Here is a 23,352-nt window from a genome sequence, read left to right as displayed (position 1 = left end):
GGCGCAAAAGCCCGGGATCAAAATCCGGCCTGATTTCGATTTTAAGATCCCGGTCCACGGTAAGCAGCAGCGTGGGTGAATTTATACCGCAGACTGAGGATAAGAAACCACGGATTTTAACTGGCACAAAAGTGACGCCGATATCCGTCTGGATAAAGCGTTTCTTCCAGTAGGTAAACTGATGGCTTGTGAGTTCATGTTGGCAGCAGTAAGCTGTTGGCGTCATGCCGCTGGATCGCCAGCTCTCAATATGCTTCTTCCAATAGCTCCGCTTTTGTTCTAACAGCTCTGCTCTGGATAGTGGTTCTGACATCAGGTCGCCTCCTATGATCAAGTTTGGCAACCTTTATGGCATGGATCTGGTCCCTTGTGAAGATGGGGTTGTTTGGACGTTTACGGATAAACGTAGGCGAAGACTACCGGGTTCATATGGCCGACGGCCATTTTGTCTACCAGAGAATAGCATGCAACTGAAATTGACTTCAAAATAAGACATTTACAAGCACCAAACCTGTTCAAGACCCCAAAATTCTTGTTTTTCCGGACGATCAGGGATATAGAAAGTTATCCACTCTAAAAACCCAATAATTGGTATCTTTCGCATGAAAATGGAGCGGGCATCCATAGACAAGTTATAGATGCCCCTATGGTTCAGCACGGTTATATTTTACCCATTAAAAAAGGAGGAATCGCCATGAAGGTGAGACTAAAATTCGGATCTAAACTCTTACCGGTCGGGCTTATCATTATTGCTTTGTGCTTCCTGGGGCTCGGCCCATCCATCGCCGCCGGCATCGAAGACAAGGTGGTCATTGTCACTTCGTTTCCAAAAGACCTGACCGGCCCTTTTAAAAAGGCCTTTGAAGCAAAATATCCGGGCACCACCGTTGAAATCCTTCAAAAAGGAACTTCCGCTGCGGTGAAATATATTCAGGAAACCGCAAAGGGAAATACGTCCGACATCGCCTGGGCCTCTGCGCCGGACGCTTTCGAAGTATTAAAAGGCAATGGATTGCTGGATAAATATACGCTCCAGGCAAAGGGGATCCCTGAAAAGGTCGGCTCATATCCCATTAACGATCCCGATGGCTACTACTTCGGTTTTGCCGCTTCCGGCTATGGCATCATGTGGAACACGCGCTACCTCGCAGCCAAGAAAATTCCGGTCCCAAAGGAGTGGGACGATCTCAAGAAACCGGTCTACCACGATCATGTCGGAATGTCTTCCCCCTCGCGCTCTGGAACGACGCATCTGACGGTGGAGACCGTCCTCCAGGGCGAGGGCTGGGATAAAGGCTGGGCGACATGGAAGGAGCTCGCCGGTAATTTTAAAATGATCACCGAGCGCAGTTTCGGCGTCCCTGAGGGCGTAAACAGCGGCGACTTCGGCATCGGCATCGTCATCGACTTTTTTGGTTTCTCGTCCCAGGCCACAGGATTTCCCGTAGACTTCGTCTATCCCACTGTGACAACATTGGTACCCGCCAATATCGCCATTATAAAAAACGCCCCGCACCCCAAAGCGGCCGCTGCTTTCATCGAGTACCTGCTGTCGGTGGAAGGACAGGAGTTGCTGCTGGACCCGGCGATTCGGCGCCTGCCCGTCAATCCTGAAACATATGCAAAGGCGCCCAAAGATTTCCCAAACCCCTTCAAGGACAAATCCATCGGTGCAGCCGTCAAATTTGACGTCGAACTCTCTGGAAACCGGTATAATATTGTCAACGCTCTATTTGACGTCTTGATTACCTACCGGCAGAAGGATCTTGCGGCTGCTGACAAAGCGATTCAAAAAGCCGAAGCCGCTCTTGCCGGCAAGTCCAACGCCAAGGCCAAGGCCCTGATCAAAGAGGCACACAATCTTTTGGCGGCAATGCCGATTTCCGAATCCGAGGCGGTTGATGCAAAGTTCCCGGGTGTTTTTACTTCGGACGCCTTCAAAGCACGTAAAAAAGCAGATGCCAAGATCCCGCCGCGACAGGCTGAGATCGAAGAAAAATGGGACGCCTTTACCAAGAAAAACTACGCCGAAGCCGAAGCAAAAGCCGAACAGGCACTGAAATTGCTCAAGTAAGACTATTTGACCTGTCCTGTGCCGGTTTCAATAGGACCGGCGCAGGATTTTTATAAATTTTACTTGCCTACCGACTATATACGGCGAATCAACCGGCTGGAGGGGTCAGTGGCTACTTCCGAATTCAGAAAGCATCCGGCGCTGGGAACGGTCATGCTCTTCATCGCCTTGTTCCTGCTCCTCTTTCTTATTATCCCTGTGGTGAAGGTCATTTTCGTTGCCTTTCAGGATGTGACCACCGGCCAGTTCACCCTCATCAATTTTAGAGACTTTTTCAGCACCGCCCTGTTTCGTGAATCTTTCTGGAATTCTCTCTATGTCGGCGTTATGACGGTCATCGTGGCGTCCCTGTTTTCAATGCCGCTGGCATACTTTACATCACGCTTTGAGTTTAAGGGCGCTGTGATTATTCAAAGCCTGGGCATCATTCCGCTCATCATGCCGCCCTTTGTCGGCGCCGTGTCCATGATGATGCTCTTCGGCCGAAACGGCAGCCTCAACCTCCTGCTGGAACAATGGTTCGGCATCAACATCCCATTGATGGAGGGGCTCAATGGCGTTATTTTTGTTGAAAGCCTCCATTATTTTCCGTTTATCCTGATTAACCTGTCCGCGGCGCTGCACAACATCGACAAGTCCATGGAAGAATCGGCCCAGAACCTGGGCTGTTCAGGCTCCCGCCTGTTTCGGCGAATCGTCCTGCCCCTGGCCATGCCGGGATACGTAGCCGGCGCTTCGCTGGTGTTTCTGAAGGTCTTTGACGATCTGGGTACGCCGCTTTTGCTGAATGTCAACAATATGCTGGCGCCCCAGGCATACCTGCGCATCGCTTCCATCGGCATCAAGGACCCCATGGGTTATGTAATATCCGTCATTCTTGTAGTGATCTCCCTGTCATCCATCTGGCTGGCCATGAAGTCGCTTAAGGGAAAGGACTACGCCACCGTGCAAAAAGGCGGCGGCGGTCTGGCCAAACGCCGCATGCGGTCGTGGGAGAAGGTTATGGCCTGGTTCATCATCATTTTGATTATGGTGCTGGTCTTGGCGCCCCATTTCGGCCTGACGCTGCTTTCATTCGGAACCATCTGGTCTTACAGCGTTATACCGGATGCATTTACCCTTGACCACTTTATTGCCGTTTTCACAGCAACACCCGAGTATATGACCAACACCGTTCTGTATTCATTTCTTGCCGGACTTATCGATATCGTACTGGGTATAGCCATTGCCTATATCGCCCTGCGCACAAAACTGATCGGGCGAAAGGTGTTGGATTACGTCGCCATGTCGGCAGTGGCGATCCCCGGACTCGTGATCGGTATCGGGTATCTGCGCACGTTCTTTGCTTTCCGCGTGCCATGGCTGGAAAATCAGCCCCTGGCCACCTGGTGGGTCGCCATCGTCATCGGCCTTGCCATCCGCCGGCTGCCGTATGCGCTGCGCGCCTGCACTGCGGCTTTGCAGCAGGTCAGCGTTTCTTTGGAGGAGTCAGCCGAAAATCTGGGAGCAGGCAAGTTTTCAACCATCCGCAAAATCGTGGTCCCGTTGATGGCCGGTGGGATTCTGGCGGGCTTCGTGACAAGTTTCGCTACGGCTGCGGTGGAATTGGGAATGACCCTGATGCTTGTGTCCAAAAACGCCGATGGACCGCTTTCGTACGGCATCTACGTGTATATGCAAAGTGCAGCAGGGCGTGGACCCGGGGCTGCTTTAGGCATCGCGGCCGTAGTTGTCGTCGGGCTGTGCACCATGATTTCCTATATTGTTATTGACCGGCGTCAGAAAAAATACGGCATGCAACAAAACAACTGAGACTGAATTATCGATCACAGGAGATAAGACATGACCCACAACGCATCCTCAGGCGGAAATGGTTCGGATTCCAGCGTCACCCTGGAAGGGATTAATCTTTCCTTCGGCAAAACCCGCGTGCTGAAAGGGATCGATCTTAAAATCAACTCCGGTGAATTCTTCTCTTTTTTGGGACCGTCCGGTTGCGGCAAGACAACGCTTATTCGCCTGATTGCCGGGTTCGAATCAGCCCAGGCCGGTCAGGTGTTCATCGGGGATCAGGAAGTGTCCCACCTGCCGCCGTGGCGACGCAACGTCGGCATGGTATTTCAGAGTTACGCCCTGTGGCCCCACATGACGGTCAGAAAGAACGTGGCCTTCGGATTGGAAGAAAGGCGCCTGCCCCGCAATGAAATCAACGAGCGCGTCAATACGGCGCTGGATCTGGTCGGTCTGTCTGAGCTTGCCGATCGCCGCCCCTCCCAGCTTTCGGGCGGCCAGCAGCAGCGCGTGGCCCTTGCCCGAACCATCGTCATTGAACCCCGGGTGCTCCTGCTCGACGAGCCGCTTTCCAACTTAGACGCCAGGCTTCGGGTCCAGATGCGCCGGGAATTGCGCCAATTGCAGCGCAAGCTGTCACTGACCACTATCTTTGTCACCCATGACCAGGAGGAGGCCAACACCACTGCCGACCGGATTGCCGTCATCAACGATGGAATTATCCAGCAGATGGGCTCCCCCATGGACCTCTACGACCGGCCGGCAAACCTCTTCGTCGCCGGCTTTTTGGGCGTGGCCAACGTCGTCGAAGGGATAGTGGCGCTCAAGGATGGCAAGGCCCTGTTTCGTTCATCCGACGGCGCCGTGGTTGTTCCGATCGGAGAATCATCCGCAGCCGCATCCCATATCGTCTTTCGGCCGCAAAACATGACCATCCAATCATCAGACGTTGAATCGCTTCCGGGCATGTTGCGCCTGGTCGGCAGGGTGGATCACAGGGAGTTTCTGGGAAGCGTGGTCCGCTACCGCGTCGCCGTCGGCAAACACTTCCTGCTTGTGGACGCATCCTATCAACGCGGCACGGAGCCGATAGACGAGGAAACCCCGGTGACCCTTTCCCTTAACAAAGAGCAGATCATCGCACTGGATCAATAAGATATGGCAAAACTAAAACTTCTTGAGGGCATCATCGCGGCTGGCCGTGATGGGTAGGAAAGAATCGAATCCCGATATTTCAAATACTTCTTTGACGTAATCGGCCATGGAGCACAAGACCAGTTTTCCTTCCAGACGCTTAAGGTCCTTTGTCGTTTTCAAAATGACCCGCAACCCCGCGCTTGAAAGATACTCCAGGTTTTCAAAGTCGATGATCATCTGTTTGGCCCCTTTTGCGATTGCGGCTGCAATCGATTCCTCGAACGTCGGGGACGTATTGGAGTCCAGGCGTCCATCAAGCTTAAAGATATGAACCTCGTTTTGTTTTTCTTCTTTGATTCGCATCTGCTGTCCTCCGTAAATTTTGTCTTATGAATTGGCGGGTGTTACTATGGACATTCTTCGGCCCCAAGGATACTCCCCACCATGGCTACTTTCATTCGCCTTTCACTATACTTGTTTAACACCTTAAGCCTCTCAACCTTCAGCCTATGAACCTTCAGCCTGCCATTCTATTTTTTTGGTCATCACCAGAATATTTTTATTGCCGCGGCGTTGATACGCCATCGTATCCATAAAATGCCGGGTCAGGTGAACCCCCAGGCCGCCGATCTTTCTCTCTTCAAGGGGGCATTGGAAATTCGGTGCTACGATTTTGGTCGGATTAAAGGCAATGCCGTCATCTTCAATGCGAACCATAAATTTCTCATCTTCAACCGAAAGTGCTACCTCTATCCAGTGCGTTTCACTGTCGGCATAGCCATGCGAAATAATATTTGTAAAATGCTCCTCCATACAAAGATGGATTTCAAAGATGTCTTTCGGGGACAGCGCCTGTTTTTTTACAAACGCCTCCACCTGCCGGCACATCATTTTGAGCTCGGACAGTTTGTTCTCAAGTTTAAATGAGATTTTATTGCTGCTCATTATGCTCACAATTACTTGGTTGAAAGCTTGCCTGCCCCAGGCAGGGGGTCCATCCGCCAGAGATTAACGGATTTTAGGGTTCAAAGGATCACCATTCGGAAAAGCGCTTCGTTTTGCTTGGATGCTGTCATAAAACGATAGGTGCAGATTTAGGTTTAATATCTTTCTCAACCTTAGCCTAAACCTTTATTTATCGCTTCCCAGCCTCTCGGCCTCCCCGCCTTACACCATACTGACGCCCACCTTCCGCTTGCATTTATCACACCCCTCGTCCATTTGGGCCAGAAACTTTTTCTCCCAAGAATAGATGCTGCCCACCAAGGCCTGTAACACCCGTGGCATGATGCCCGGAAACTGCTCCAATACCTTGCTGAATTTTGGGCGCTCCAGAATCAGACAGGTCATGTCGGTCAGGGCCTGCAGTGAAAACAGGCGCCGGGAATTGCCCAGCAGTGCGAGACTTCCGATAAATGTGTCCTTATCAAAATCCCGGAGGGTGACACTGCCGTTTTCATCCGCATGAATCAGTCTGGCCTGCCCGCTAATGAGATAAAATGCCCGGCCGTCGTCATCTTTCTGATGAAAGAGAAAATCACCCGATTTAAAATTCTCGCGGGTACACAGGTAGGCCAATACTTTCAGCGTATCCAAAGGCAGTTCCGAAAAAAAATAAATTTCCCGCAAGATGGAAAGATTTTGGTCAAATTCACAAATTGGACATGTTTCATTTTTTTCCATGGACGAGTTCATATAACATCCCCTTTTTGGCCATAAGTTCATCATAAGATCCCAGTTCGCCGATTTTTCCGGCTTTCATCACTGCGACCCGGTCATAGTTTTTGATGATATCCAGGCGGTGAACAACGGCAATCACCGTACTTTTTCCCTTCCAGCGGGTTTCAAGCAAATTTTGAATCCGCGCCTGTGACTTGTTATCCAGCGCCGACGTGGCTTCATCCAGAATCATAATCATTGGATCCTTCAGAAAGGCCCTGGCTATGGCCAGTTTCTGGCGCTGTCCGCCGGAAAGTTTGTCGCCCTTGCTGCCGACCTGAAAATCCATCCCGATCTTGATAACCGTTTCCAGGAGGTCCTCGGCAATCAACAGTTGGATAATGCTCTGGTCGATTTTTTCCTGGGCCTGGGGGCTTTCGTTTTTTGTCTTCCCGAAAAAGATATTGTTCAAGATGGTCTGTGAGTAGATGTACTCCGATGTGTCGTAAAAAGAAACCGCCGCCGGGTCTTCCGTGGAAATTTTTTCCCGAAAAAGCGATCTTCCTTCCAGTATCAGCTTTTCCAGCACTTCCGGCAAAGCCGCCATTTTGTGCCTGCCGGGAGTAAATCGCAGGGCCAGTGCCAGAAGCTTTTCCTGATTTTCCGTCGAAAGCTGATGCAGCTTTCTTTTTCTGAGATGTTCCGCAAGCAGCTTGTAATCCTCCAGTTCGTCCGCCTGAAGGGGGCTTTGTTGAAAAAACACCTCGTCAGGGGGAAGGTTGCCCAGAATGTCCACCGTCTGCCGGGACAGATCCGCACCCAGATTCATCAGTGGCCGGCGCAAATCCGCCTGTTTGAGAAATGTTGTAAAATAATCGTTTTTCAACAAATTTTTTTCTGAGAATTCATCCCTGCCGGGAGTGCCGAGGATGAGGTTTTCAGAAATGCTGGAATAATAGAGGTAGCGATCATCGTCAAAAAACTCAACGTAATCGGCCAGGGCCTTGCCGAAATTGCGCTGAAAATTCTCGCGCACCCGGATGATTTTAGTAACGAACTCCTTGTCATGATCATACGCCAGGACGGTATTCAGGCCGAACCGCAGAACATCCACAAATATACCGGTTTGCTGCAGCACCTCAATCCGGTCATCCAGATTCGGCAAGCTGTCACCCGGCGAACTGTCGTTGCCGTTCAGCTTGGCCCGGCAGGCATACAACAGGTTCTCTTCTATGGTTCCATCGAAAATAAAAGGAGACTGTGAAACAAATCCCACATTCTGAACAAGATCTTTTTTCGTAAGCGTTGCAACCTCCTTGTCGCCGATCAGCACATTTCCGCCGGTATATTTGTAAAGCTGCCCGATACACAGCGCCAGGGTGCTCTTGCCGCTGCCGGAAAATCCAACCAGGGCCAGATGCTCACCGGACTTGAGCGAAAAGTTGATCTCGCTGAGGAGACGGACGCCGGTTTCGGTTTGGAAGGATAAATCCTTAACCTCGATGTTGCCGTCCAGCTCAAAGGGTTTCCGATCTACGGGATCCATAACATATTCGGACTCGGCATCGAAATACTCCATGGTTCGTTTATAACTGACCGTGGCGTCCTGATGGGCCTGATAAAAATCGATCAGTTCCCGCCAGGGATCATACAATTTTTCCTGGGCCGATAAAAAGGCAACCAGTGCGCCCAGTTCCAACTGCCCCTTAATCGCCAGATACCCTCCCATCATAAATATGACAAACGGGCTCAAATTGTTAAAAAAATTATTGCTGACCTTAATAGCGAACCGGAACACATTCCAGCGGATGCGGACCTTGGTCAGCTTGTCCACCAGCCCGTCGTATTTGCGGTTTTCAATGCCGAAAGCCCCGTTTCCCTGGATCTCGTGTATCCCGGTGATGGATTCGGCAATTCTGCTGGACAGATCCCGGGTGGTGTCCACCCGTTTTTTGTTTTCCCGGTTCGCTTTTTTCTGAAGCCAGGGCAGTAAAAATATAACCAGCGGGTATATTGACAGCGACAGCGCCGCCAGCAGCGGATTCAGCCAGAACAGATAAGCGGCAAAGGCGATCAGGGTCAAAATGCTGGTGACGGGAATGGCAACCGCCATACCGATAAAATCGCCGGCCGTTGCCAGTTCGGTGATGAGTGATGCCACCACCATCCCGGGCTGCGTGCGCCGGAAAAAATTCAGCGGCAGGGTCAAAATATGGTGGTAAAGTCCTTTGCGCATGCTGGCGGACGCCTGCTGGCCGATAACACTCTGGAGAACGTTGATGAGAAATTTCAGACCGCTGGCGACCACCACCGCCGCGATGTAGATGCCGCAATAAATAAACAGCAGGTCAATTTTTCTTAAATTGATGGCTTCGTTGATAATCCGCTTCTGCATCTCCAGGGGCAGCACCCGCGCAAAAACCGTGGCGATGACAATGATCAGCAGAAGAACCTGGAGTTTGATATTTCCGGAAAAAACCCATGAAAAGAGTGATCTTTTGAACACGGGAGTTTTAACCTTTTCCATGATAAGCCTTTCCTCCGCGGAAAACGAAAGCGTTGAAGATTATGAAGCAACATCGGTTGAAATGATTGTTTATTAATTACAACAAACAGTTAATCCTTGGCAAGGGAATAATCCCGGGAAACCGACGGTAAGTTTCAACGGGGCAGATTACAACGCCACATTCAAGCGGCACAGGCGCTATTCTTGTTTTGCATTTTGGGTAAAACCTATGGTAACCATACGTTATCCGCCTGAATCTAAAAAACGGATATTGATAATTATCCTGACAAGAATTTAAGGAGTCAACGATGCGTTATCGTTGGAAGATGTTAATCCTGTTTTTGACCATTGCCATGGTGCCCATCATGGTCATCAGAACCTTTGGGGTCCGGGCGGTCCGCCAGATGGGCGATGCGCTGGTGTCTCAATCGCGGGAAAATCGCATTTCCGGTTTACAAAGGCAAATCCAGCTGCTGGTAACCAGCTATGCATCGGTGCTGAATGCCGGCCGCGAGCAGATTGAAATGGCCCTCCTGCTCCAGGCCCGGGAGGCAGAGCGCTGTCTATCAAAAAAGCCCAAACTCACTTCAAAGGTTTACTATGCTGAAGATTTCAATTCAGGAAACAATTTGCCCAAGGATATTAACCCTTCCGCTTTCCATTTCCGCTCAAGGCCCGACGAATCTTTCGATTTGTTGAATGTTTCCTATTCCGAACAGGTATTTAAACTGGCGCCGGGCACGGAGCCGGGGGATGTGCAGGAAGATATTGCCCGGCTGTTGACGCTGACACCCGTTTACAAAGAGATATCCCATCGGTTGCAGGATCTCATTTACTGGCAAAACACCAGCCTCGCCAACGGTCTCCACAGCGCTTATCCCGGACATAACGGCATTCCCCGGAGGCTGAACCCCAGAGAGCAGACCTGGTACCGAAACGCCCTCCAGGAAACCATGCCATGGTCTGAACCTTACATCGACCCGGAAACACGCCAGGTGGTGGTCGCCGCTGCCATGCCCATCAGGCGCCCCAACGGCACGGTTGCCGGGGTTACCGCCCTGGTGGTTCCTGTCAGCAGCCTGCTGGACCGACGCATGCTTTTTCAAAATATCCCCCAGGAGACCGCTTCCTTTATGATCTACCTGGTCAAACAGGAAGACACCGGCCGGCTTGGGGCCCGTATTTTTGCCCGGGACGAACACATCACGGTTAAACATCGAAACTGGCGCGCCCAGATGGGCAGCGACTGGCTGCTGTCCGATGACCCGGAAGGGCTGCAGGCCATGATCAACGACCTGATGGCCGGGGTCAGCAAGGCCCGCCGCATGCCTTATAAGGGCAAAGACAGCCTGTGGGTGTATGGGGGCGTCCATACCAGCTCGTTTCTGGTGCTGATCACACCCTACGAAGAAATTCTTAAACCGGCCGAAGCCATGAAAAGGCAGGTGGAGGGACGGGTCGAAGCCCTTTTAAAATTTACAAGATATGGAATTTACGGCACTGTTTTGCTGGTGGCGATCCTGGCGTTCATGTTTTCAAGATCCGTCACCAAGCCGATCCGGGCACTGATGGAAGGCGCCCAGCAGCTCGCCAGAGGTCAATTTGAAAGCCGGGTAAACATTCGCTCCAAGGATGAATTCGGCGATATGGGCAAGATTTTCAACCGTGTCGGCCCCCGCCTCAAAGAGCTCTACCACATGCGCCATTCACTGGCACTGGCCATGGAGGTTCAGCAAAATCTCCTTCCCCAACGCGATCCCGACGTAAGCGGAATGGATATATCCGGCACCAGCATTTATTGCGATGAAACCGGCGGGGATTATTATGACTTTTTATCCGGCCCTGAAAGCGATCAAGGCAACATCCGGGTGGTGGTGGGTGATGTTTCCGATCATGGCATTCCATCGGCCCTTTTGATGACCACTGCCCGGGCGCTTTTAAGGCAGCGCGCGGCGCTGCCGGGCAACATTCAACATATCATTTCCGATGTGAATAACCATCTGGCACGGGATATCAAAGCCTCCGGACGGTTTATGACCCTCTTTTATGCTGAAATCAGCTCCCCTGAAAAATATATCCGCTGGGTCAGGGCCGGGCATGACCCGGGGGTAATTTACGATCCGGCCGAAGACACTTTCCGCGAACTTGCCGGAAAGGGCCTGCCCCTGGGTGCTTTTGAAAATTCCGAATACGAGGAATCCCAACGCCAAGTCGCCGCAGGTCAGATTATTGTCATCGGCACCGACGGCATCTGGGAAACCCGCAACGCCGAGGGGGCCGTCTTCGGCAAGGAAACCCTGAAACACATCATCCGTGCCAAGGCCAATAAGCCGGCCCGGAAAATCGTGTCGACCGTTATCGAAGCCGTCAACCGCTTTCGATCGACGCGCGAACAGGAAGACGACATCACCCTCGTGGTCATTAAAATAAAATAGCCGCCTTCTGCATACGGCGGTGTCAGCCCAGCATTTGCATAAAAAATATAGCAGGGTATAGAAAGGACCGTTAATAGATGAAATTAGGAATCGTAGGTCTGCCGGGAGCAGGGAAAACAACCGTTTTCGAAGCATTGACGCGTGCGGCATCAGAGGCTGGGCATAAGGCCGAAACACGGATCGGAACCATACGCGTCCCGGATTTCCGCGTCGACAATTTAAGCAGCATGTATTTGCCCCAAAAAACCATTTTTGCCCAGGTGGAATATTTTCTTCCTGCAGCGGGTATTCACAAGGAAAAAAACAGCGATCATCCCGTCTGGACAGCGGTGCGGGATGCAGACGCCCTGATCCATGTCATTCGAAATTTCAGCGGCTACGGTCTAAAAGCGCCATCCCCTCTTGAGGACTATCTGGCCTTTGACCAGGAAATGATTTTAACGGACCTGATGACGGTGGAAAAACGTCTGGAACGCCTCGGGGCCGACCAGAAAAGAGGAAAACCCATTAGCCCGGAAGAACACCGCCTGCTGCTGGAATGCCAACAACACTTTGAAAAAGAAAGCCCGTTGCGAAGAACTCCGGAGCTTGCGACCGCACCGTCACTGAAAGGATATGCCTTTGTTTCCGCCAAACCCATGCTGGTCTTGTTTAACAATGACGACGAGAACAACGCCCTACCGGAAATCAAAGGCATTGTCGACCGTGAGAAATGCGCGCTGATCAAAGGCAAACTCGAACATGAACTGTCCCAGATGTCGGAAGAAGAAGCAAAGGGTTTTCTTACGGAATTCAACATTACCGCTTCGGCCATGGATCGGATTATCCGGCAGTCCTATGAATTGCTGGGGCTCATATCCTTTTTTACGGTCGGCCAGGATGAAGTCCGGGCCTGGACCATAACTGCCGGGACCAGCGCCCCTGACGCCGCCGGTGTGATTCATTCCGATTTTAAAAAGGGTTTTATCCGGGCCGAAGTCGTTTCCTATGCGGACCTGATGGCGGCAGGCGCCTATCATGAAGCCCGCAAGAAAGGCGCCGTTCGACTGGAGGGCAAAACCTACATTGTCCAGGACGGCGATATTATCAACTTTCGGTTTAATGTATGATTGAAATTGATCTTGAATAATTTAAATGATTCCTTTAGATTATGATCCATGGGCGTTGTCTTTGATTTTAATGATGCCAAGGCGTATGAGCAGTGGCTGAAAAGCCCCGGCAACCGCTTTCTAGTCGACTTTGGGCAAAAGCTGTTGCTCGATCTGCTTAAGCCGATGCCGGGCAAAACAGTGCTCGACATCGGTTGCGGCGCAGGCGCCAGCCTGAAGCCGTTAATCGAAGCAGGCCTCCGGCCCACCGGCATCGACCCGTCCCCCTATATGCTGGACATGGCCGCTAAAAATCTGGGGGAACGTGTGGACCTCCACCGCGGTGTCGCTGAAGACCTCCCTTTTGACGATAATTCCTTCAACTATGCCGCGCTCATATCGACCCTTGAGTTCGTTGAAAATCCCTCTAAAGCTCTGGAAGAAGCCTGCCGGGTAGCTAAGGACAGAATTTTTATCGGCGTATTAAACCGCAATGCCATCAGGGGGGTTCAGATGCGGATCAGCGGAATATTCACCAAGACTTTGTTTAACCGGGCGCGTTTTTTCAGTATTTGGGAGCTGAAACAAATGATTCATTCGCTGCTGGGGGATGTGCCGGTAACCTGGCGAACCGCCTGTCATCTCCCAGTGGTTTCCGGAAGGTTTGCCCGTAAATTCGAGCGACTTTCACTGGTTCAACGATGTCCCTTTGGAATGTTTATCGGCATGGTGGTTACTTTGGTTCCCCGTTTTACCACCCAACCTTTGACGCTTCGTTACAGCGCCAAGAGAACACCCGGCCAAGCAACAAGCTCGCTGTCAGCCAATAGAGAAAACAACGATGGAAGCATATCTGTATGAGCCCCTGAAAGAACAGGCGGTAAAATGCCACCTCTGCAGCCATCTCTGTCTGATATGGCCCGGCAGGCGGGGCATCTGCAATGTCCGTGAAAACCGGGGCGGGACTCTCACCACCCTGGTATATGGAAAACTGATCGCGCAGCACATCGATCCCATTGAAAAAAAACCCCTCTTTCACCTCTCTCCGGGCTCCCGTTCCTATTCCATTGCCACAGTGGGCTGTAATTTCAAGTGTCTCTTCTGCCAGAATGCCGATATCGCCCAGATGCCTTCAGACCGCAGCGGCATGATCGTCGGTGATTTTGTCGGCCCCGAGGCCGTGGTGGCAGAGGCCGTAAATGCGGGGTGCCGGAGTATTTCCTATACTTATACCGAACCCACCGTGTATTTTGAGTTCGCCCATGATACGGCCAGGATTGCCCACGAAAAGGGCCTTTTGAATGTATTTGTAACCAACGGATACATGACCGCCGAAGCCCTCCGGATGATCAGCCCGTATCTGGATGCCGCCAATGTTGATTTGAAGTCATTCAGCGACAGCTATTATAAAAAATATTGCGGCGCCAGATTGTCTCCGGTTCAAGAAACGTTGATTCTGATGAAGTCGCTGGATATTCTCGTGGAAATAACCACGCTGCTGGTTACGGGATTAAATGACGCTAAAACTGAGCTGGAAAGCCTGGCCGGCTTTATCGCCGGGTCCCTGGGTCCGGAAACCCCCTGGCATATCAGCCGGTTTCACCCGACGTACAAACTTACGGACCGACCGCCCACGCCCCTGAAAAGCCTGATGACGGCAAGGGATATCGGCCTGGCGGCAGGACTCAAATATGTCTATCTGGGAAATGTTCCCGGTGAAGACGGCGAGAGCACGGCTTGCCCCGGCTGCGGCAGGATGCTGATCGATCGCAAGGGGTTTACCGTCAGAAAAAACCTGCTAAAGGAAGGCCGCTGTCCGTATTGCAGCGCTGAGATAGAAGGCGCTTGGTGATGCGGTAATTATGAATCTTTCCGCTTTTCCAAAAAACATCGTCGCTCATAGTACAGCCCGGTTTTCTGATCCCATACGGCTTCTTCTTCGTGAATGTACTTGGGGCCGCCCGCCCAGTTTCCGCAGGCGGCAACCGCCATTTCGCCCAGCACAAACTTGCGGCCGCAGGCCGGGCAGCCTTCCGCGTTCAGTGCGTTGACCTTCTCAAGGTCCATGATGACTTTTTGTTTCATTTCAGAATCCTGTCCTTATATTCCGGATTTAGTGATAAAATAGCACGGGCCTCTTCCGGCGTAGCAATTTCCCTGCCGATTTCCCGGGCAATCTTTACCACTTTTTCAACCAGCCTGGGGTTGCTGGCCTGCGAACCGTCCGGCAGAAACAGGTTGTCTTCAAGGCCGATGCGCACATGGCCGCCCAAAACAATGGCCGCTGCCGACAGCGGAATTTCTCCTTTTCCGATACCGGCCACCGTCCAGGTGGAACCGGCCGGAATGCTTTCGGATAAAAACAGCAGATTTTTCACGGATGCCGGCATCGCCCCCGGCACCCCCAGTACAAACTGGAAATGAAGGGGAAAGGCCAACAATTTTTTTTCCCCAAGAAAAAGCGCATTGTTGATCATGCCGGTTTCAAAAACTTCAATTTCAGGTTTGACGCCGGTTTCCTGAAAAACCCGGGCCAGGTATTCAATAAACTGGGGGGAATTTTCATAAACCGTACTGGGCATGTTGTTCGAGCCCGTCGTAAACGACGCCATTTCAGGGAGCAACCGCACCGGATCGACCCTTTCTTCCCAGTCCTTTCCGGCGCGAGCGCCGGTGGAAAGCTGGAGGATGGCCTGGGGCGCGGCCGATTTAACCTTGCGCACATTTTCCTTTATGACGGAAATATCCAGGGTCGGTTTTCCGTCGGCATCTCTGGCGTGCATATGAAAAATGGATGCCCCGGCATCCAGGCACCTTTTCACATCGGCGGCGATTTCGTCCGCCGTCTCCGGCAGGTTCGGGTTCAGCTCTTTGGTGGGCACGTTCCCGGTCAGGGCTACGGTAACAATCAGTTTTTGCAAGTTTCCAATCTCCCGCAGATAATTAATTTTGTGCGTTAGTAAATGTTCATTTTCGTTCCGTTAAGAAAAGCTATTTTTTTCCGGTGGGATTAGCATTTGAGCTCTACGCTGCAGAATGCGCTTCCCGAGATCCACATGGCGCGATTCCATAGGGCAGGCGTCAAAAATTGGCAAAGCGCAGCGCTTATTCGAATGTCTCGATTATTCTCTGTGAATCGTCTGCCGCATGAATATGGTCGTCCTTTGTTCCCTTTATCATACAGCCGGCTAAAAATTTTTCTCTTTAAAATATCTTGCCGCCCCCGGATGCACTGGCAATCCGATCGTCTTCTTTTTAATTTGATCCATACGAAACGAAAATAATGCCGGATGCGACCGTTTCAGCAGGTTTTGATTACTATAAATCACATCCATGATCTTGTAAACAGTCTGTTCATCCAGATCGCTTGAGGCGATCAGTTCTACGCGCGTTCCGAAAGTTGTTACCCCCTCCGGCTGGGACGGATACGTGTGCGGGGCGATACTGGTTTTTGAATAAGCGGGATGATCGTCGACCAGTTTTTTGATGTCGCTGTCTTTCATGTTTACCATAACGGCTTTGCAGAGCCTGAACAACTGCTGCAAGGACGAATCCGGGTGTACCCCGATATGCAGCATCGCCTGTATCGTGTTGTGACAAAATGCCATGGTGTCCTGTGAATGGGAAGGCGAAAGCGCTTCGATCCGTCCAAAATCCTGTTTCGACCAGTTTTTTGCTTTCATAATCGTATCGACCGCAAGATGCTGAAACGATCCCGGCGCGCCGGCATTTATCCGTTTGCCTTTCAGTTCTTCCAATAAACCGATACCCGCGTCATTGCGAACGACGAGCGTAATCGGAAGATCATACAGCGGGGTAAGCGCTCGCAGATTATCGTAGCTGATATCCATAAACTCGAAGGGGCCGGTTTTGTTGATTGCATCGTGCAGCATCAGCGAATCGATCAGAACGATATCCAGGGATCCGCCCTGAAGGTTTGTGAGATTATAAACATCGTCGGGCGTCGGAACTGCCTTGCAGGTAATAACATCCGCGTGTCTGTTGAGTATCCTACAGATGGTCCGGGCGGTAAAGTTAGAGAATGTCCCCTTCTCTCCGGCACCTAACAGGATATCGAAAGCATTAGAGGATACGGGGTATAACACCACGATTAAAAATGCTAAAATTATAGAGGCCCGTCTGCAAAAAAGGATGAAACAGATTTCCGGTGGGCGCTTATTGGTTATCATGCTTCCCTCCTTAAGATCTGAAACCTGAAGCACAAAAATGGCAGCTGCTGTTTATCGAACCGATCCGGCAAAACAGCTTAGCTCTGTATTTTTCGCAGCCATAAGACCGAGCAGTTGGCGTTTTCTGAAACTCTGCGTGCGCAGGCGCCGCTATGCACTTCATTAATGTCCTGATCGCGGCGGCGATCGTAGTATACCACAATCAGGTCGGCACTCCACTTGTCCGCGGATTTAATAATTTCCTCCCAGTTTTTTCCAGTTCTGACTTCATATGTTACGGATTCATCACAATTGTTTTTAATGAACCCTTCCAGTGATTCCTTCATCCGATTAAAGATCTCTTTTCGGGTTTCATCGGAGATAAAGGATGCAACAATCGGCATACCGAAACCCGGAATAACGCATACCAATCGGATTTCGGCAGCGCTCTGTCCGGCAATCTCCGCAGCTCTTTGATAAACAGTTACGGCTGTCTTTGGATAATCAATATCTAACGGTACAAGAATTTTAGTAAACATAAGCGCCTCCGGAAGGGTAAATCGCACGAATGATGATCACCGCGAATTGTCGGAGTTTTCGTCTTTAGCCTTTCGACAATCGATGGTGTCATGTCATACACATATAAGTCAGGTGGCTTCTGCAGGTTTAATTTTTTTTGCGCGGGTCCGCTGGACAAACCAGACCAGCGCGAGCAGCACCATTGCCGGAATAAACATCAGCTGTTTCGGCGGGATGTCAGTCGGCACCTGAATGTTAAGGATCTCCTGATCAAAGTCGATTCCGGCCTTTTCCGCCCCGCTTGAAAAAACCACGTTGTCTATCATTATTTTGCCCGTTTCATTGCGGGTTTCAATGCCGATACCCTTTAGCCTTTCGGCACCGGTTGGTTCTCCCCCCACCGGCAGCATGACTGTCATGGTGTACTTTTCCCCATTCATTTTTTCGCCCTTTACCCTTAATATCAAGCTAGAATCGGGTTCCATAGACTCCATGATCTGTTCCAGTTTGCCGGGCGGCTCTTCTTTCAGCGGCGGGAAAACCATATCCCACCAGAAACCGGGCCGAAACAGCGTAAATGCGATGAGGATCAGCGCCGCGGTTTCCCAGATCCGGTTTTTCGTCAGGAAATATCTTTGGGTGGCGGCTGCAAAAGCCAGCATGGCGATCACGGATGCCGCGATCACTACAATCAGATGAAACCAGGTGCCGATGCCGATGAGCAACAGCTCGGTATTAAAGATGAAGATAAACGGTAAAATGGCCGTTCGAATATCGTAACCAAAACCCTGGATACCGGTACGGACCGGATCACCGCCGGAGATGCCGGCCGCGGCAAAAGCAGCCAGACCCACCGGTGGTGTGTCATCCGCCAGGATACCGAAAAAAAACACAAAAAGGTGTACCGCAATCAAGGGGACGATCAGGCCGGCCTTGGCGCCCAGGTTGACAATCACCGGCGCCATCAGGGTCGACACCACGATATAGTTCGCCGTTGTCGGCAACCCCATCCCCAGAATGAGGCTGATGATGGCGGTAAACACCAGAATCAGGATCAGGCTCCCCCCTGAAATAAACTCAACAAACTCGGTCATGACAAATCCGATTCCGGTCAGGGTTACCGTCCCGACGACGATACCGGCGGCCGCAGTGGCGACACCGATACCGATCATATTCCGGGCACCTGAAACAAACCCCGCAATCAGCTCATCAAAACCGCGCTGAAATGAGAACTCATGACTTTTGGTTTTGCGAAAAAAACTTTTTAACGGCCGCTGCGTGAGGACCATAAAAATCAGCAGCACGGTTGCCCAGAAAACCGAAAGTGCCGGCGACAGCCGTTCAACCGTCAAACACCACATCAGCACCACCACGGGCAGCAGGAAGTAATATCCGGCCTGCGCCGTCGGTCCCAGTTCCGGCAGCTTTGAGATATCATGGCTGGTATCAAGTTCAGGGACTCTACAGGCAAACGCGAGCAGAAGAAGATAGGAAGCAAAAAGCAGTACCGAAACAATGTAGATGGTTGCCCTGCCCGCTACGGTTTTAATCCAGCCGATGCCATAATAGGTGGCACCGCCCATGATGATTAAAAACAGAACGACCATCACAAAAGAAAGCAATGACTGCGCCCAGGGCTTGATAACCGGTTTTTCCAGCCCCTTAAGCCCCATCTTACAGGCTTCAAGGTGTACAATATAGACCAGCGCGATGTAGGAGATGATTGCCGGCAAAAATGCATGCTTGATCACCTCGATATAGGAGATACCGACATACTCGACCATCAGAAACGCCGCAGCGCCCATCACAGGCGGCATTAACTGACCATTGGTTGAACATGCCACCTCAATCGCCCCGGCCTTTTCCGCCGAAAACCCGACTTTCTTCATCAGCGGAATCGTAAAGGTTCCGGTCGTAACCACATTGGCAATGGATGAACCCGATATCAGACCGGTCAGTCCGGATGATACCACCGCCGCCTTGGCCGGACCGCCGCGCATATGGCCGAGCCCGGCAAAAGCACAGCGAATAAAATAATTGCCGGCACCGGCCGCTTCAAGCAGCGCGCCGAACAAGACGAACATAAAGACCATGCCGTTCGACACCCCCAGCGCAACCCCGAAAACCCCCTCGGTCGACAGCCAGTAATGGGACATGCCCTTGACAAGGCTGGCGCCTTTGTGCGCAATGACAGACGGCATATAGGAACCGAAAAAAGTATAGCAGACAAAAACCGAAGCGACTATCATCAGCGGTGGGCCCAACGCACGGCGTGTCGCCTCCAGCAGGATAATCAGGCCGGCAACGGAAACAATCAGGTCCAACCGGGTCGGGATGCCCGGACGGTTTGATAATTCTACGTAGAAAATAAACAAATACGCGGCGCAAAACGCGCCCAATAGCGCCAAAACCCAGTCCTGAACAGGGATGTAGTCTCTTGGCGATGATTTAAACGTGGGATAGGCCGTATAAGCCAGAAAAATGGCAAAGGCGAGGTGGATGGCCCTTGCCTCCGTATTGTTCAGGACAAAAATATTAAAGAAAAAAGGCAGGGGAGATGAATACCAGAGTTGAAAAAGCGTCCAGATGAGCGGCACAAAAAAGAGGATGTTTTTTGAAATCGACCCGGTGGGGTTACGGGCACCCGTCTCCACCACGGCGATCATCTCCTGCAGATCATCCTGAGATGCGAGGGCATGAGTCGGTTCGGTCATTGCGATGGCTCCTCATGTGAGAATAATGTTATGTTCCGGATTTTACACGAGCCCTGCTGAGTGCGCAAACAAAAAGTGCGCTGCAGCAGCAGCGCACTTTTTGTTTTCAAGGGATACTTACATCAGCCCCGCCTCTTTATAATACTTGATGGCGCCCTTGTGCAGCGGGGCGGAAAGTCCGTCTTTAATCATCTCTTCTTTTTTCAGAACACTGAAAGCCGGATGCAGTTTTTTGAAGTCATCAAAGTTTTCAAAAACCGCCTTGACCACATTATAGATGATATCTTCAGGCACTTTGGCCGAGGTAACAAACGTTGCGCCGACACCAAACGTCTGAGTGTCGGTGTCCGTTCCGCGATACATTCCACCGGGAATCGTTGCCGTCCGGTAGTAGTCGTTTTCCTTGACCAGTTTGTCGATCACCGGGCCGGCGACTTCCACAATCACCGAGTCGCATGCGGTGGTCGCCTCTTTGATCGATCCGCTGGGGTGACCCACGGTAAATACCATGGCATCAATCTTGTTGTCGCAAAGCGCGCTGGACTGCTCGGCGGATTTCAGCTCGGATGCCAGTTTAAAATCAGCATTGGTCCAGCCCATTGCCTGCATCACCACTTCCATCGTGCCGCGCTGGCCGGAGCCGGGATTGCCGATATTGACCCGCTTCCCCTTGAGGTCGCTGAATTTTTTAATACCGGAATCGGCACGCGCGACCACCGTAAACGGCTCGGGATGAACGGAGAACACCGCCCGCAGATCCTTGTTGGGGCCGGCGTCCTTGAACTGGCTGGTGCCATGATAGGCGTGGAACTGCCAGTCAGACTGGGCAACCCCCATATCCAGCTCACCGGCGGCGATGGTGTTCAGGTTATAGACCGACCCCCCTGTACTTTCAACCGAGCAGCGAATTCCATGCGTTTTTCGGCCTTTATTTACCAGACGGCAAATCGCGCCGCCGGTTGGATAATACACGCCGGTCACGCCACCGGTTCCGATGGTGACAAACGTTTGATCAGCGGCCTGGACTGGCGCCGCCGGCAATAACAGACAAAGACTTAAAAATGCAACGGTAAGTATAGTTAATTTTCGCATCTGAACCTCCTTGGTTGCTTCGTGCTTCGACTCACAAATACAGTGACTTGTTTATTGTTTGGATATACCCCCTCAGCACTCAGTTCTGAGCGAATAAATACGCTAACGTATTTATGAATCGAAGGACTTAGTTTAAAAATACCTCTACCCAAAAAAGAATTTTTTACCTCCTTTCATTTGATAAATTTAATTTTGTTTTGCTTTTTTGTATAGAACACTAAATAATGTGCACAATTTCAACACGAGATCGAGCAAGCAGGCTGCTGTAAGAATCCTTCCATACGGCTTCTGCAGGAATCACAGCGCTATTTTTGAGAGTATGTTTAATTGTTATCATACTGAATTTTAAAATCAAGCATTTTATAGTAAAAACTTATTCCACCCATTTCATTTGACTCCGTATGCGGTATAAAATGTGCAAATCATAATTACAAGCCGCTCGGAAGGTATCCATAACATTAGAGTTTTTCTCCCGATTAGACTACTTTGCACTGCAGACTGCTACTGAAGACGTGATGGCTGGAAGAAATCAGATAGAAGATAACGGTTCTGTATCGATCTGCTTTTTACTCGGGATCAATCAGGGACCAAATGCGATCCAGCGTTAAAATCTTGTCATCCTTGCAATACAGCCGCAGATGGGCTAATTTTCAGCCTTCAGCCGGATCGGTCAACACTGTATGCATATTAATTTTTTGAACCATTATGCCGCAAAGTCGCAAAGTAATTTAATGACACGAATTAAAGAAAAACTCACTGTCACCGTGATTATTCCGACCTATAACAGGGGCTGGATATTAAAAGAAGCCATCGATTCCGTTTTGGCCCAGGATTATAAAGAATTTGAAATAATTGTCGTTGACGATGGATCAACCGACACCACAACCGAACTTTTAAAGACATACGGTCATCATCTTACGGTCATTCAGCAGCAAAATCGCGGGGTCAGTGCTGCCCGAAATGACGGCATCGCAGCAGCCTCCGGCAGGTATATCGCCTTTCTGGATTCAGACGATCTGTGGCTGCCTCAAAAAATAAATCAGCAGGTTCAATTTTTTGCTCTCAACCCCGAGGCCCTGATTTGCCAGACGGAAGAAATCTGGATCCGAAACGGCCGGCGGGTCAATCCCAAACTACGGCACAAAAAACTGTCCGGGATGATTTTCGAACCTTCCCTGCATCTGTGCCTGGTGAGCCCCTCGGCGGTAATGATCCGACGGTCGCTTTTCGATGCGGTGGGCCTGTTTGATGAAAACCTGCCGGCCTGTGAAGACTACGACCTGTGGCTGCGGGTAAGCTGCCGCCACCCCGTTTACCTGATCGATACGCCCCTGATCATCAAGCGCGGCGGTCACCCGGATCAGCTCTCCAAAGCTCCCGGCCTGGACAAATACCGCATTCAGTCCCTTGTCAAAATTCTGGAAAGTGATTTGCTTTCCCGGGTCCAGAAGGCTGCTGCCGTAACGGTTCTTAAGGAAAAATGCGCCATATATGCCAATGGATGTTTACAGCGCGGCCGCAAAGAAGAATCATTGTCCTATCGGGCCTTGTCCGATCGTTTTGATCAGCAGCCTTCTGCCGCCGCAAGTTAATCTTTTTTTTCTTGTTGCATAAACCAAATGCTGTTCTATATTTGTCTTACGTGCCGCTGAAAACGACCATGGACAAGACTTTCTAGACAAGTCGTCCGTCAACTACTGTCGCTTAAGATTATAAATTTACGTGTTTAGCAGCAGAATTATTTTCAGATAAACGATGGTTTACTTGGATTTTATCCAACGGGGGTTAAAAATGAATGACACCAAAATATTAGAAGGAGGCGATGGACCCCATGGTTTAGACAGCCTGAGCATAGAGCTAAGCTCTGGTCAGCATATTTAAAGCGAGGCATCAGGCAGCCTCGGCAAAGGGGTGAGGTAGACCGTAGTAAACCTCATCCGGGGTTCTGTCGTCAAGAGAAGAATGGCCTCGCTCCCGATTATAGTAGCGGATCCACTCGTTCAACCCGTTTCGTAATTGAGAACCGTCCTTGAAAGTATGCAGGTAAAGGTAATTGTATTTCACTGTCCACCACAGTCGTTCGACGAAAATGTTATCCTGGCATCTGCCCCGACCATCCATACTGATAGCCACTTGGTGGTCCTTGAGGGTCTGGGTAAAATCCTTGC

The 23,352-nt window shown here is 50.9% G+C and carries 20 protein-coding genes; 8 read left to right on the top strand and 12 right to left on the bottom strand.

Annotated elements, in window-relative coordinates:
• Nucleotides 1-313, bottom strand: a 313-nt coding sequence (locus P1P89_15805; protein MDF1592981.1) for a hypothetical protein, incomplete at its 3' end; no start/stop codon positions are given.
• 381 nt (nucleotides 314-694) lie between these two features.
• Between P1P89_15805 and P1P89_15800 the strand changes: the two genes are divergently transcribed.
• The 3 genes from P1P89_15800 (at nucleotide 695) to P1P89_15790 (ending at nucleotide 5,020) form a co-directional block, all read left to right on the top strand.
• Nucleotides 695-2,074, top strand: coding sequence for an extracellular solute-binding protein (locus P1P89_15800; GenBank protein MDF1592980.1), 1,380 nt, complete (start codon nucleotides 695-697; stop codon nucleotides 2,072-2,074).
• Nucleotides 2,075-2,182: 108 nt separating this feature from the next.
• A complete protein-coding gene (locus P1P89_15795) occupies nucleotides 2,183-3,886 on the top strand; it encodes an iron ABC transporter permease (protein MDF1592979.1) in 1,704 nt (567 codons plus the stop codon).
• Between the two features lie 30 nt (nucleotides 3,887-3,916).
• The gene (locus tag P1P89_15790) at nucleotides 3,917-5,020 is read left to right on the top strand and encodes an ABC transporter ATP-binding protein (protein ID MDF1592978.1); all 1,104 of its coding nucleotides are present in this window, start codon (nucleotides 3,917-3,919) and stop codon (nucleotides 5,018-5,020) included.
• 12 nt (nucleotides 5,021-5,032) lie between these two features.
• Here P1P89_15790 and P1P89_15785 read toward each other — a convergent pair whose 3' ends face one another.
• The 4 genes from P1P89_15785 to P1P89_15770 all read right to left on the bottom strand — a co-directional run bounded on the left by P1P89_15785 (nucleotide 5,033) and on the right by P1P89_15770 (nucleotide 9,188).
• Nucleotides 5,033-5,365: an STAS domain-containing protein gene (locus P1P89_15785; GenBank protein ID MDF1592977.1), complete on the bottom strand. Its 333-nt coding sequence runs from the start codon at nucleotides 5,363-5,365 to the stop codon at nucleotides 5,033-5,035.
• A 144-nt stretch (nucleotides 5,366-5,509) separates the two neighbouring features.
• Nucleotides 5,510-5,947, bottom strand: coding sequence for an ATP-binding protein (locus tag P1P89_15780; GenBank protein MDF1592976.1), 438 nt, complete (start codon nucleotides 5,945-5,947; stop codon nucleotides 5,510-5,512).
• A 222-nt stretch (nucleotides 5,948-6,169) separates the two neighbouring features.
• On the bottom strand, nucleotides 6,170-6,598 hold the full coding sequence (locus P1P89_15775) for a cyclic nucleotide-binding domain-containing protein (GenBank protein ID MDF1592975.1): 429 nt from the start codon (nucleotides 6,596-6,598) through the stop codon (nucleotides 6,170-6,172).
• A gap of 73 nt (nucleotides 6,599-6,671) precedes the next feature.
• Complete coding sequence (locus P1P89_15770; GenBank protein ID MDF1592974.1) at nucleotides 6,672-9,188, bottom strand: ABC transporter transmembrane domain-containing protein; 2,517 nt, start codon at nucleotides 9,186-9,188, stop codon at nucleotides 6,672-6,674.
• A gap of 287 nt (nucleotides 9,189-9,475) precedes the next feature.
• Here P1P89_15770 and P1P89_15765 point away from each other — a divergent pair, with 287 nt between their 5' ends.
• The 4 genes from P1P89_15765 to amrS all read left to right on the top strand — a co-directional run bounded on the left by P1P89_15765 (nucleotide 9,476) and on the right by amrS (nucleotide 14,542).
• Complete coding sequence (locus tag P1P89_15765) at nucleotides 9,476-11,602, top strand: SpoIIE family protein phosphatase (protein ID MDF1592973.1); 2,127 nt, start codon at nucleotides 9,476-9,478, stop codon at nucleotides 11,600-11,602.
• Nucleotides 11,603-11,679: 77 nt separating this feature from the next.
• Nucleotides 11,680-12,711 (top strand): DUF933 domain-containing protein, encoded by a 1,032-nt coding sequence (locus P1P89_15760; protein ID MDF1592972.1) that lies wholly within the window; start codon nucleotides 11,680-11,682, stop codon nucleotides 12,709-12,711.
• Nucleotides 12,712-12,759: 48 nt separating this feature from the next.
• Complete coding sequence (locus P1P89_15755) at nucleotides 12,760-13,551, top strand: class I SAM-dependent methyltransferase (protein MDF1592971.1); 792 nt, start codon at nucleotides 12,760-12,762, stop codon at nucleotides 13,549-13,551.
• Nucleotides 13,532-14,542, top strand: a complete 1,011-nt coding sequence (gene amrS / locus P1P89_15750; protein ID MDF1592970.1) for an AmmeMemoRadiSam system radical SAM enzyme — start codon at nucleotides 13,532-13,534, stop codon at nucleotides 14,540-14,542. Before P1P89_15755 ends, amrS begins: the two co-directional genes overlap by 20 nt.
• A gap of 8 nt (nucleotides 14,543-14,550) precedes the next feature.
• On the opposite strand, the gene P1P89_15745 is transcribed toward amrS, so the two are convergent.
• From P1P89_15745 to P1P89_15720, 6 genes are all read right to left on the bottom strand, one after another.
• A complete protein-coding gene (locus P1P89_15745) occupies nucleotides 14,551-14,775 on the bottom strand; it encodes a hypothetical protein (GenBank protein MDF1592969.1) in 225 nt (74 codons plus the stop codon).
• Nucleotides 14,772-15,611, bottom strand: coding sequence for a 3-keto-5-aminohexanoate cleavage protein (locus P1P89_15740; protein ID MDF1592968.1), 840 nt, complete (start codon nucleotides 15,609-15,611; stop codon nucleotides 14,772-14,774). The genes P1P89_15745 and P1P89_15740 overlap by 4 nt, the downstream gene beginning before the upstream one ends.
• Nucleotides 15,612-15,878: 267 nt before the next feature.
• Nucleotides 15,879-16,880 carry a TAXI family TRAP transporter solute-binding subunit gene (locus P1P89_15735; GenBank protein ID MDF1592967.1) on the bottom strand — a complete coding sequence of 334 codons (1,002 nt, stop codon included), beginning with the start codon at nucleotides 16,878-16,880 and terminating at the stop codon, nucleotides 15,879-15,881.
• 77 nt (nucleotides 16,881-16,957) lie between these two features.
• Nucleotides 16,958-17,398: a universal stress protein gene (locus tag P1P89_15730; protein MDF1592966.1), complete on the bottom strand. Its 441-nt coding sequence runs from the start codon at nucleotides 17,396-17,398 to the stop codon at nucleotides 16,958-16,960.
• Between the two features lie 108 nt (nucleotides 17,399-17,506).
• A complete protein-coding gene (locus P1P89_15725; GenBank protein MDF1592965.1) occupies nucleotides 17,507-20,092 on the bottom strand; it encodes a TRAP transporter permease in 2,586 nt (861 codons plus the stop codon).
• A gap of 117 nt (nucleotides 20,093-20,209) precedes the next feature.
• Nucleotides 20,210-21,184: a TAXI family TRAP transporter solute-binding subunit gene (locus tag P1P89_15720; GenBank protein MDF1592964.1), complete on the bottom strand. Its 975-nt coding sequence runs from the start codon at nucleotides 21,182-21,184 to the stop codon at nucleotides 20,210-20,212.
• 731 nt (nucleotides 21,185-21,915) lie between these two features.
• On the opposite strand from P1P89_15720, the gene P1P89_15715 reads away from it, so the two are divergent.
• Nucleotides 21,916-22,776, top strand: coding sequence for a glycosyltransferase (locus P1P89_15715; GenBank protein ID MDF1592963.1), 861 nt, complete (start codon nucleotides 21,916-21,918; stop codon nucleotides 22,774-22,776).
• Between the two features lie 298 nt (nucleotides 22,777-23,074).
• Here P1P89_15715 and P1P89_15710 read toward each other — a convergent pair.
• On the bottom strand, nucleotides 23,075-23,352 hold a 278-nt coding region (locus P1P89_15710; GenBank protein MDF1592962.1), incomplete at its 5' end, for an integrase core domain-containing protein.

The sequence above is a fragment of the Desulfobacterales bacterium genome (assembly GCA_029211065.1).
Taxonomy (GTDB): domain Bacteria; phylum Desulfobacterota; class Desulfobacteria; order Desulfobacterales; family JARGFK01; genus JARGFK01.
The sequence above is the reverse complement of the archived record's forward strand: the minus strand, read 5'-3'. Positions and strand labels throughout refer to the sequence as shown.